The sequence below is a fragment of the Blautia acetigignens genome, from assembly GCF_025566865.1.
Classification (GTDB): Bacteria; Bacillota; Clostridia; order Lachnospirales; family Lachnospiraceae; genus Blautia_A; species Blautia_A acetigignens.
Window position 1 is genome coordinate 105,985 of record NZ_JAOQJM010000013.1, and the last position, 10,803, is coordinate 116,787.

10 protein-coding genes and 6 tRNA genes are annotated in these 10,803 nt (G+C 46.9%); 6 read left to right on the top strand and 10 right to left on the bottom strand.

Features of this window, described 5'->3' with window-relative positions:
* Positions 1 to 36: 36 nt before the first annotated feature.
* Positions 37 to 966, bottom strand: coding sequence for an alpha/beta fold hydrolase (locus OCV70_RS14370; protein ID WP_021924952.1), 930 nt, complete (start codon positions 964 to 966; stop codon positions 37 to 39).
* A 149-nt stretch (positions 967 to 1,115) separates the two neighbouring features.
* Between OCV70_RS14370 and OCV70_RS14375 the strand changes: the two genes are divergently transcribed.
* Positions 1,116 to 2,219 (top strand): DUF5067 domain-containing protein, encoded by a 1,104-nt coding sequence (locus OCV70_RS14375; protein ID WP_021924951.1) that lies wholly within the window; start codon positions 1,116 to 1,118, stop codon positions 2,217 to 2,219.
* A gap of 115 nt (positions 2,220 to 2,334) precedes the next feature.
* Positions 2,335 to 2,550 (top strand): DUF378 domain-containing protein, encoded by a 216-nt coding sequence (locus OCV70_RS14380; protein ID WP_021924950.1) that lies wholly within the window; start codon positions 2,335 to 2,337, stop codon positions 2,548 to 2,550.
* 149 nt (positions 2,551 to 2,699) lie between these two features.
* On the opposite strand, the gene OCV70_RS14385 is transcribed toward OCV70_RS14380, so the two are convergent.
* The 5 genes from OCV70_RS14385 to epsC form a co-directional block, all read right to left on the bottom strand.
* Positions 2,700 to 2,772 (bottom strand) — tRNA-Gly (locus OCV70_RS14385).
* Between the two features lie 3 nt (positions 2,773 to 2,775).
* Positions 2,776 to 2,846 (bottom strand) — tRNA-Gly (locus tag OCV70_RS14390).
* 41 nt (positions 2,847 to 2,887) lie between these two features.
* Positions 2,888 to 2,960, bottom strand: a tRNA-Gly gene (locus tag OCV70_RS14395).
* Between the two features lie 3 nt (positions 2,961 to 2,963).
* Positions 2,964 to 3,034, bottom strand: a tRNA-Gly gene (locus OCV70_RS14400).
* Positions 3,035 to 3,264: 230 nt separating this feature from the next.
* Positions 3,265 to 4,191 (bottom strand): serine O-acetyltransferase EpsC, encoded by a 927-nt coding sequence (epsC, locus tag OCV70_RS14405; RefSeq protein ID WP_173766722.1) that lies wholly within the window; start codon positions 4,189 to 4,191, stop codon positions 3,265 to 3,267.
* A gap of 185 nt (positions 4,192 to 4,376) precedes the next feature.
* On the opposite strand from epsC, the gene OCV70_RS14410 reads away from it, so the two are divergent.
* Together OCV70_RS14410 and OCV70_RS14415 are read left to right on the top strand one after the other, a co-directional pair.
* A tRNA-Ser gene (locus OCV70_RS14410) sits at positions 4,377 to 4,464 on the top strand.
* A gap of 128 nt (positions 4,465 to 4,592) precedes the next feature.
* Positions 4,593 to 4,663, top strand: a tRNA-Trp gene (locus tag OCV70_RS14415).
* A 108-nt stretch (positions 4,664 to 4,771) separates the two neighbouring features.
* On the opposite strand, the gene OCV70_RS14420 is transcribed toward OCV70_RS14415, so the two are convergent.
* The 3 genes from OCV70_RS14420 to modA form a co-directional block, all read right to left on the bottom strand.
* Positions 4,772 to 5,824: a sulfate/molybdate ABC transporter ATP-binding protein gene (locus OCV70_RS14420; protein WP_262579790.1), complete on the bottom strand. Its 1,053-nt coding sequence runs from the start codon at positions 5,822 to 5,824 to the stop codon at positions 4,772 to 4,774.
* Positions 5,824 to 6,519, bottom strand: coding sequence for a molybdate ABC transporter permease subunit (modB, locus tag OCV70_RS14425; protein WP_173766726.1), 696 nt, complete (start codon positions 6,517 to 6,519; stop codon positions 5,824 to 5,826). The genes OCV70_RS14420 and modB overlap by 1 nt, the downstream gene beginning before the upstream one ends.
* Before the next feature lie 96 nt (positions 6,520 to 6,615).
* Entirely contained in the window at positions 6,616 to 7,500 is an 885-nt protein-coding gene (gene modA / locus OCV70_RS14430) for a molybdate ABC transporter substrate-binding protein (protein ID WP_173766728.1), read from the bottom strand.
* A 304-nt stretch (positions 7,501 to 7,804) separates the two neighbouring features.
* Between modA and OCV70_RS14435 the strand changes: the two genes are divergently transcribed.
* The gene (locus OCV70_RS14435; protein WP_118579240.1) at positions 7,805 to 8,017 is read left to right on the top strand and encodes a TOBE domain-containing protein; all 213 of its coding nucleotides are present in this window, start codon (positions 7,805 to 7,807) and stop codon (positions 8,015 to 8,017) included.
* Complete coding sequence (locus OCV70_RS14440; RefSeq protein ID WP_173766730.1) at positions 8,010 to 8,972, top strand: substrate-binding domain-containing protein; 963 nt, start codon at positions 8,010 to 8,012, stop codon at positions 8,970 to 8,972. The genes OCV70_RS14435 and OCV70_RS14440 overlap by 8 nt, the downstream gene beginning before the upstream one ends.
* A gap of 127 nt (positions 8,973 to 9,099) precedes the next feature.
* Here the strand turns inward: OCV70_RS14440 and OCV70_RS14445 are convergent, their stop codons facing one another.
* Positions 9,100 to 10,512 carry an MATE family efflux transporter gene (locus OCV70_RS14445; RefSeq protein WP_262579792.1) on the bottom strand — a complete coding sequence of 471 codons (1,413 nt, stop codon included), beginning with the start codon at positions 10,510 to 10,512 and terminating at the stop codon, positions 9,100 to 9,102.
* Positions 10,513 to 10,803: the final 291 nt, after the last annotated feature.

A 10,803-nucleotide genomic window follows, 5' to 3' on the forward strand; every position in this document is an offset into this window, starting at 1 on the left:
CCATTCCTTAACGCTTCTGAACAGGTGCTCTTCTTATCAGAAGCCTTTTTTCCTTATGTAGAATGCAATATCGTGATAAACCCGTTTCTTATCAGTCTCATTGAGGATCTCGTGGCGCATGCCCGGATAGAGCTTGCCTTTTACGTCCAGATAACCTGCGTGGCGCATATCTTGCACTGCTTTTGCGAAATGGCGCACATTGATCATACAGGGATCGTCTGCGCCGCTTACAAAAAGCACAGGCATTTTCGGCTTTGTGCAGTGCCAGTGCTTCACATCGTAGGCTCGCTTCATCAGCTCGAAAAGTGCCAGGTAGCCATCGTCTGTGAAAGTAAAGCCGCACAGCTCAGAATCGGAATACTCCTGTGCTGCTGCCTTATTGGCACAGATCCAGGAGGTACAGTTCTGGTCCTTACGAAAACGCATTACATTTCCGCCAAAGGACAAGGCCTCGATCACATGGCTTCTGTGAGTCGGGCCGAAAACAGTGCTCTCCGCATGGGCCAGTGCCACCCCTAATGGCCTTGCTGTATTTTTGCTTGGGGAACCGCAGATGATCAGCATATCCATGCAGTCATCATGATCCCTTGCAAAAGCCCTGACTGCCAGGGAACCCATGCTGTGACCGAACAGGATCAAGGGAAGATCCGGAAGCTGCTGGTGCATTTCCCGGTTCACCACCTCAATATCCTTCAGAATGGCATCTGCACCGCCGCCATACATATAACCAAGGTCATCCATGGCGCGGACGCTTTTCCCATGGCCTCTGTGGTCGTGGATCACGCATACATAGCCTCTCTTTGCCATGTATTCCATAAATGGAAGATAACGCTCCTTGTATTCGCTCATGCCGTGAACAAGCTGCAGGATTCCCCGGTAAGGCGTCTCGTCCGGAACCACTGCCAGAACGGAAATATCAAGGCCGTCCGCCTCGGATTCTATATAAGCTTCGTATTTTGCACTCATAGTTTTTCCGCCTTTCTTTTTTTCTTAGTATAACATGGACGCCCCTGTTTTTCCACTATTTTGACATGCCCTCCTTTGGACAAATGCTTTGACACAAATCTTTTCGTATACTATAATGGAAGCAATTCCAGCAACGAAAAGGAGGAAACATGAGAGAGCCACAATTAAATACCCCGGATGAGCAGTCCGTTCCCCGTAAAAAGAAAAAAAAGGGCAAGATTGGGCGCGTCCTGATTCTGCTTGCCCTTATCCTTGTGATCGGAGCAGGCGTGGGATACTATTTCTACGAGCGAAGTCAGCCAGCCAAAGAACTGGAGACATACCTTACCGCGATCCAGTCCCTTGATCTTAACGCCATGCAGTCCCACCTTCAAAGCGCCGATCTGTCTGCTCTTGACAATGCAGATGTGACAAATGCTGCATACGAAAGCTTTTTCAAGTCCATCAATGCCAAAATGACCTGGTCCATCACTAAGACCAGCTTTAGCTTCCAGAATGGAACAGCCGATGTGACAGCACGCATCCGTTATATCGACGGCTCTGATATTTACAGGGAAACGGTCACAGAATTTCTTCGTCAGATCGTGTCCAGCGCCTTTTCCGGCGAAAGCCTCACAGAGCAGGAGACACAGGAAAAGCTTGCCGCGATCTTAATGGAAAAATCAGACAGTCTGGAGGATAAATTCAGCGAGGCTGATATCACTTATCCTATGATCAAGGTAGACGGCCAGTGGAAGGTCACTTCCCTGGATGATGAGACTGTAAAGATCATGTCCGCAAACTTCAAAAGCGTGGAAGATGAAATCAGCCAGACCTTAAGCGCTTCTTCTGAGGAGGCAGATGGCTCTTCTTCAGAAAATGCCCAGGCGCCTGCTGCTTCAGACGGCACCATTGATCTTTCAAATGAACGTTTTTCCATTCACTATACCAGAAATGTAGTCTCCACAGACTTCGGCGGTGAACCCTGTCTTCTTGTTTACTACGACTACACCAACAACGGTTCCGGTGCTTCCAGTGCCATGGTGGATGTGAACCTGACCGCTTACCAGAACGGTGCTTCTCTTGAGGCCGCCATTCCGGCAAACAGCGACAGCGCCATCGATGCCTTTATGAAAGAGATCCAGCCAGGGGAGACCGTGAATGTATGCCAGGCCTTTTCCCTGAAGGATATGAGTCCGGTTACCTTACAGGCTGTGGACGCTTTTGGACTGGACACCAGTGTAACAGCGGTGCAGACCCTGAACCTGCAGTAAAAACTGCTTTTTACTTTTAAAATGCGCGAAAATCTTTTAACTGGATTTTCGCGTATTTTTTATGCATATTTTACGAAAAAGAAGAGACACTATGGATACGAAAGGATGGTGACTTATGGGAAATAAATTTTTGAGATGTTTTTGTCTGACGCTTACCATAATCGGTGCAATCAACTGGGGACTGATCGGATTCTTTAATTTCAATCTGGTAGCCCTAATCTTTGGAAGCATGAGCTGGATCTCCAGAATTATCTATGCACTGGTGGGACTTAGCGGCCTGTATCTGCTCAGCTTCTATGGAATCATCTGCGCAGACGAGGCAGACGCATAAAACCCAGGCAACATAGTCTTTTTTCAAAACACTCTTTCATCTTATGAATATGCAAAAGCAGCCTGCATTTCGCGGATCGAATCCCAAAGCGCAGGCTGCTTTCCTATTACAAACAAAAAACCAGGAGCAATATGTCCTGGTTTCTCAAGAGCGATAGACGGGGCTCGAACCCGCGGTCTCGACCTTGGCAAGGTCGCGCGTTACCAACTACGCCACTATCGCACAAGCGGGTGATGGGAATCGAACCCACGTATCCAGCTTGGAAGGCTGGTGTTCTACCATTGAACTACACCCGCACATCTGTATTCAAATGTGCCTGCCTGACTTTCGTCAGAAGAGCGATAGACGGGGCTCGAACCCGCGGTCTCGACCTTGGCAAGGTCGCGCGTTACCAACTACGCCACTATCGCATAAGCGGGTGATGGGAATCGAACCCACGTATCCAGCTTGGAAGGCTGGTGTTCTACCATTGAACTACACCCGCACATTTGTGCTTGTCCGTCACAACGAAACTTAGTATATCCGATGTGGACGGATTTGTCAATAACTTTTTTGAAATTTTTTCAAATTTTTTCTTTTGTTTCTAAGATTGACGCAATAGAACTGTTTTTAGGGGATTTCCAGAAGAGCCAGACCCCTGCTCCTACACCCTAAAGTGTGTTTGAAAAAGGCTCTGGCTCTCATTTATCACTTTCCAAATCGATCTTGCCAAGATCAGTTCTCCCAGTCCCACACATTGGAAGCCTCCACGCAGGTGCGCGGCTTCTTGATCACAAGCTCCGGGCTCTTGGCGCTTACCTTGGAGTTCGCCGGGATGGACTCTGTAATGAAGGTGTTACCGCCGATGATGGTATTTTCTCCAATGACAGTCTCACCGCCAAGCACGGAAGAATTGGAATAAATGGTCACATTGTCCTCAATAGTAGGATGACGCTTCACACCGGACAGCTGCTGTCCCTTTCTGGTGGAAAGCGCACCAAGAGTCACGCCCTGATACAGCTTCACATTATTTCCAATAGTAGTAGTCTCACCGATTACCACGCCGGTTCCATGGTCAATGAAGAAGTACTCTCCAATGGTGGCACCTGGGTTGATATCGATTCCTGTATGGTCATGTGCATACTCTGTCATGATTCTGGGAATAAAAGGCACCTCCTCCAGATAAAGGATATGGGCCAGACGATACACATAAATTGCCAGGAATCCCGGATAGGAGAAAATAATCTCTTCCCTGCTCTTGGCAGCCGGGTCACCGTCAAAGCCTGCCTGCACATCCTTCAGAAGCATTTCCTGCACATCCGGCAGCTGTTCAAAAAAGCTGGCTGTTACCCTGGCAGCCTTGCCGCATGCGCTGGCAGTATCCTCGCCCACATAGAGAAATGCAGTCTCAATCTGCTCCTTCATACGGTCAAACAGGTCATTCAGCAGATATCCGGTGTAATGCTCTGGAAAAACCGCCGCGCCGGAATCAATGTCAAAATATCCCGGGAAAATAACGGATCTCATCTCTTTCACAATATCAATAATCGCCGCACGGACAGGAAGGTGTCTTCCACTCTTTGTCAGAAACAGCTCTTCCTTGCGGTAATTGGCAGTCAGACGGGCTACTGCATTCTCTATGGATGTCTTCTTATCACTCATAACTGTTCTCCTTATTTCACGAAAGCAGATATGCTCCCGCCTATTTTCTATATAGTATGCCGGATTCTTCCGGCATGATTGCCACAAATGGTTACCTTCCCATAATATTACACTATTGTTTTCCCGTCAATAATAAAAAAAGGATTGACCTTTCTCCCATCCCCCGATATAATGAGAAATGTCGTGGAGATGTACCCAAGTGGCTGAAGGGTCCGCACTCGAAATGCGGTAGGTCGGGCAACCGATGCGAGGGTTCAAATCCCTCCATCTCCGCTTTTTGCTATTATGCACAGCACTTTGTCCGCCAGGTACACCGCTTTTATAAAAATTTTCGCGAAATCTAACATTTTATCTTGACAAGTGTGCCTTTTGTATGTATAATTGCAACAGAAGCAAAACATAGGGGATTGGTCAAATGGTATGATAGGGGTCTCCAAAACCTTTGGTGGGAGTTCGATTCTCTCATCCCCTGTTCTCCAACAAGTCGGAAAGCTTTCTAATCAAAGTTTTCCGGCTTTTTGCTTTATCTATTCATAAAAAATATGGGAAGAAATCCACCATTGCGATTTCTTCCCGTTTTTTATTTCTTAAGAAGCATGAGATGCTCCGGCGGAAAATACAGATACGCAGGTACCCGATCCTCTGTTTTCTCCTGGAAATCTTTCTTCTGGCACATCCACCAAAGGGGTGTGCTTCCATCGGCTTCCTTATTGCGGATCAGATACTGATGCTCAAATGTATTCTCAATATATTCCTCCACCTGCACGGTCATTACATTTTCCCCGCTCTCATTGGCAGGACGCATCCAGTGGCCGCGGATTCCCACATGGGTGATCTCATCGGAAACTTCCTCCTGGATATGAAGCATCAGCTCCCAGTCAAGGGCATACACCTGATGCGGTCCCATCTTCTGCACAGCGGAAAAATTCTTGCAGCCGGTAAGCTTAGCAGCCTCCAGATACTGTGGCTTCTCAAAGATCTGCCGTGTCTCTCCCGTCAGGATCTCCTTGCCATTATGCAGCAGCGTCAGCTGGCTGCAGAACTTGTACGCCTCATCCCTGCTGTGGGTAACCATGATCATGTCACCCTTATAGTCCTTCAGGAAATTCTGCATATCCCTCTGTAAAATATCTTTCAGATAACCATCCAGCGCAGAAAACGGCTCATCCAGAAGAATTACCTCCGGTTCCCCGATCATCATCCGCGCAAGGGCAACTCTCTGCTGCTGACCTCCGGAAAGCTGAGACGGCAGATGCTTCTCAAGCCCCTCCAGATGATAACGTTTTATGTAATCTGCCACTTTCTCGGCCATTTCATTTTTGTCCCCGCGGAATCCGCAGGCAATGTTCTTCTCCACTGTCATTGTAGGAAAAAGGGCATAATTCTGAAACAGGTATCCCACCCGTCTCTCCTGGGGACGCAGATTGATCTTCTGCTCCGAGTCAAAAACCGTTCTTCCATTTATCACGATCTTCCCGGAATCCGGCGTCTCAATTCCCGCAATACTGCGAAGCGTCATGCTCTTTCCGCTTCCGGAAGCTCCCAGGATTCCCATGGTTCCGTCCTGCCCCTTCAGCTTTACATTCAGGGAAAAGCCTTTGAAATTTTTCTGAATATCAAGTTCAATCGCCATTATATCCACCTTCTGGTCTGCATTCCTCTGCCGGAGACAATATTGATTGCCGCAACCACCAGGAATGAGATCAATATAATTACCACAACCCAAAAGCCAGCCATATCAAAGTTTCCAGCTGCTGTCTCTGAAGCGATGGCAACTGAAACCGTCCTTGTTTTTCCAAGAATGTTGCCGGCAAGCATGGAGGTAGCGCCGTATTCTCCGATTGCACGGGCAAAAGCCAGCACGGTACCGGATGCGATTCCAGGTCCTGCTGCAGGCATGATCACCTTCCAGAAAATCCTGCTCTCACTCATTCCCAGAGTCCGTCCTGCATAGATCAGGTTCACATCCACCTGCTCGAAAGCAGCTCTGGTATTTCGGTACATCAAAGGAAACGCGATCACAGAAGCCGCGATCACACAGCCGGTCCATGTCTGTACTACCTTGATATCAAAATTTTGAAGCAAAAATTTTCCAAAGGGTCTTTTCAGGCTGAAAAGCAAAAGCAGGCAAAATCCCGCTACAGTAGGCGGAAGAACAAGGGGCATAGTCAGGATGCCGTCCATAATAGCCCTGGCCCCTGGTTTTAATTTCATGATCTTCCTTGCGCAGAATACACCCAGGAAAAAGGCGATTATGGTTGCCGCCACACCTGTTTTCATGGAAATCCATAACGGAGTCCAGTTTATTTCACTGAGAAATTCTCCCATATTACTATCCTTTTTCTTTCTAATATGAATATGGTTACTGTCCAGGTAAGGAGCAGTAACCATATATTGTCATATGTAAAAATTTATGTTCCGTAATTATTCTGCTGTATCCTCAGCTGCCTCTTCTGTCTCTTCAGCGGCATCGTCAGCCTGGGCATCATCAGCATTCTCATCTGTTACATAAGCTGCAAATCCGTATTTCTCAAATACTTCAAGAGCCTCATCAGACTGAAGATACTCAAGGAATGCTGCTGCAGCTGCCTTGTCATCATCGCTTGCTTCCTGGTCTTCTACAAGTCCTACCGGATAAAGTACAGGTGTCTCAAGGCTTCCAGCCGGTGCCTCTGCGATAATATCAACGGAATCTGCGACAGAAGCCGCGTCAGTGGCATAAACGATACCAACCTCGTTGCTTCCCTCACTTACAGCCGCAAGTACTTCAGTCACGTTCTTGCCTTCGTTGATCTCCATCTTGTTTACTTCGTCTGTAATTCCAAGATTGTCAAAAATCTCACGGGAATACTGTCCCACCGGAACATCCTCGCCTGCAAGTGCAAGGTTGGCAGCGTCTGTAATATTCTCAAAGCCTGTTACCTTAGTCTCGCCATCCTTTGGTTTGATCAGGACTACCTTGTTTTCAAGAAGATCTACAACGGAATCCTTGTCTGCAAGGCCTTCATCTACCAGCGCATTCATCTGCTTCTGTGCTGCGGAGAAGAAGATATCGCAGCGTGCGCCTTCCTCAATCTGAGTCTGCAGTGTGCCTGAGCTGTCTGCATTGTAAAGGATCTCAACGTCCGGATATGTCTCATTGAAGTTCTTCTGAAGCTCTTCCATGGCATTGTTCAGGCTGGCTGCAATAAACGCGTAAACCTCGCCTTTCAGCTCCGGAGTCTCAGCCTCAGCAGATACTAAAGTGGTACCAAACATCATAGTTCCCATAACACCAGCCATCAGTGCTGCAAAAACTCTTTTTTTCATGTCTCGTTCCTCCATTTTTGCTTCGTTTTGTTGAGTTTTGTTCCGTTTTATCCATTATACTTGATTTGTTTTTCTATGTCAATTCCTGCGCCTGCAAATTGTACAAATTCTTTTTATCCATGCAAATATTTTTTGTAAATTTTCCTATAACCAGAACGTGTTTGGAATCGTGTCGAAGCTTGTTATTTCCCACATTCCATGCTATCATAGTAGGACAGCGAAAGCATGGAAAAACTGCTGTTTTTTGTCTTTCGCAGCGATTACTTCTGAATCAGATTTTATTTAAGAAAAGAGGATTTTTACTATGAAATTAAGCGCACGCAATCAGTTAAAAGGCAAAGTTATCAATATTAACAAGGGAGCTGTAAACTCCATCGTCACCATCGATATCGGCGGCGGAAACATCATCACAGCTACCATCTCCTGCGCAGCTGTAGAGGAGCTTGGACTTGAGGTAGGCTCCGATGCTTATGCCGTAATCAAGGCTACCAACGTAATGGTGGGAATTGATGAATAAGCTTTATACTGCCCAGGAAGTCGCAGACAGGCTTCAGATTAAAAAAACAACCGTATATGAGCTGATCAAGCGGGGAGAATTATATTCCTCCAAGGTTGGCAAGCAGCTGCGGATCAGTGAACAGCAGCTGAACCAGTATCTGGAGCACAGCAATTCCGGAAATCCCGGGAATTCTGGAGCCTCTGCTTCCGGGATTTCCCCCATGTCCAGCCTGCAGGTTCCGGAATTTCCGCCAGAAAGCTCCCTTTTGAAGCGGGATTATCTGCTTCATTCCAGCGGACTGATCCTGTGCGGACAGTTTTCCCCGGCTCTGGAGCTTCTGGTCAGCCAGATGTCCATTCATCCACAGGGAATTCCAGTGCTTCAGTCTTTTATGAACAGCTACAACAGCCTTTATTCCCTTTATTTCAAAAAGGCCCATATTGCCTGTGCCAGCCTGGATCTGGAAGATATCCGCCATCTGGTTCCCGGCACTGCACTGTCCGTGATCTGTCTTTATGAATATGCCATTGGCTTTTATGTTCCATCCGGCAACCCTAAGGGAATCACATCCCTTAATGCCCTTTCTGGAAAAAACATTACCATTGCTAACCGTGAGAAAGGCAGCACTCCCAGAATCTATCTGGACCGTTTCCTTCTTGGCAGCCAGATTTCCCCTGCCAGTGTTTCCGGTTATTCCACAGAGCTTGTGTCTGACATTTCTACAGCTGCAGCTGTGGCTAATCACAAAGCGGACACGGCCCTTGGGGAAGAATATGCGGCTCATCAGTCCGGGCTTTTAGATTTTGTTCCCCTGGAAACACTGCCCATGTATCTTGTTATGGAAACAAGTGCTCTTTCCCAGCCTGGATTTGCTGCTTTGCTGGAGATCGTCCGTTCTGAAGATTTTCGCACCATCCTTCAGGGACAGACAGGATACGACGTAACCCGCACAGGAGAACTGTTTTCCCTGTAATCTTTTGCTTTAAATTCAAAAATGCGCTTCATTTCTTTGGCAGCGAATGTTTTTGAAATGAAACGCATTTTTTATTATGGAATTTTCCAATACAAATGATGTTCGGGGCAAAAGGTCTTTTGGCAGTTTAACGGCTGGAAACAATATTCTGCATCCATACGCCCTTTTTCACCAGAACGAAGCCAACAATGCATTTCAGAATATCTCCGATCTGCACCATGGTAAATACTGCCAGCACATGAAGCCCTGTAAATCGGCTGAGACAGTACGCAATGGGCACACTGACGCACCACACGAACACACTGTCAAACAGGAATGTAATAATGGTCTTGCCGCCGGAGCGCAGAGTGAAATAAGCCGCATGGAGAAATGCATTCTGCGGCATAAAGATGGCCATGATCATAATGAAATATTTCGCCAGCTCTCTTGCATCCTGATTGGTCTTATAAAGCCTTGGGAAAAACGGCGCAACCACAAGCATCACAATCGCAACTCCCGTACAGCACATAACGGAAAATGCGATCATCTTATTATCCGTATCCCTTGCTTTCTTCATATCTCCAGCCCCCAGAAGCTGTCCCACCACAATGGCAACCGAATCTCCAAGAGCAATAAACACCACGTTAAATACATTGTTAATGGTATTGGCAATATTCTGAGCAGCTACTACATTCAATCCGCGTACAGAATAACACTGTGTCAGGATTGCCATGCCAGCCGCCCACAAGGTCTCGTTCAGAAGAAGCGGGGTACCTTTTATCAGAATTTTCTTCGTCAGGCTGGCTGGTACCTTCAAAGTGCTGTACAGCCCCTTTGCAAATGGCATTCTGTCTGTATGGGTATGCGTCCAGACAATGACAATGGCTACCTCCACATAACGGGATATAACGGTAGCAATTGCTGCCCCTCTTACTCCCAGCTCCGGGAAACCAAATTTACCATAAATAAGAAGATAGTTAAATACCAGGTTCACAAGGACAGCTGTGACGCCTGCTTTCATCGGCGGTACAGTTTCTCCGCACTCACGAAGGGTGCTGGAATATACCTGACTGATCATAAATGGCGGAAGTCCGATAAGCATAATCCAGAGATACTGCATACCATATCTGCTGGTAGCTTCTAATGCAGCTGCGCTTCCTTCCCCCTTCAGATACATGCCGATCAGAGCTTCCCCGGATGAAATCAGAAGCAGTACTGTGATAATTGTAAGAATGATTACCAGCCACAGCTTATAGCGAAAGGTCTGACGTACACCTTCGTGATCCTTCTGACCTGCATACTGCGCAGTGAAAATACCAGCTCCGGATACCCCGCCGAACAGGCAGAGGTTATAGACAAACAGCAGCTGATTCACGATTGCCGCCCCTGACATCTGCTCCGTGCCGATTCTTCCAATCATAATATTGTCCAGAAGGCTGACAAAATTGGTAATACCATTCTGGATCATAATCGGTATTGCAATTGCAAGTACCATTTTGTAAAAGGCCTTGTCTCCCAGGAATTTCTTCCGGAAGCCAGCCTTAACTGACGTGTTTTCCATTTTTCATTTTCCCCTTCCACTTTCCCTTGCAGACAGAATGTTTGTTCTGTATCTGCAGCGTAATAAATATTAAATTACTACATATTTCAGCAGAATGCAAGAGGGAAATGAAGAGAATTATATTTTTCAGCAATAAAAAAACGATAACCAATCGGCTACCGTTTGCTTACTGTGCCTTCAAAACTACATACATGCTGTATCCTCGTTTGGAATCTTTTCTGAATCATTCTTCAACCTTGCGAATAACCTGGAAGCTCCATCTCGCTTCGTTCAATGGAACGACCTGTGCGC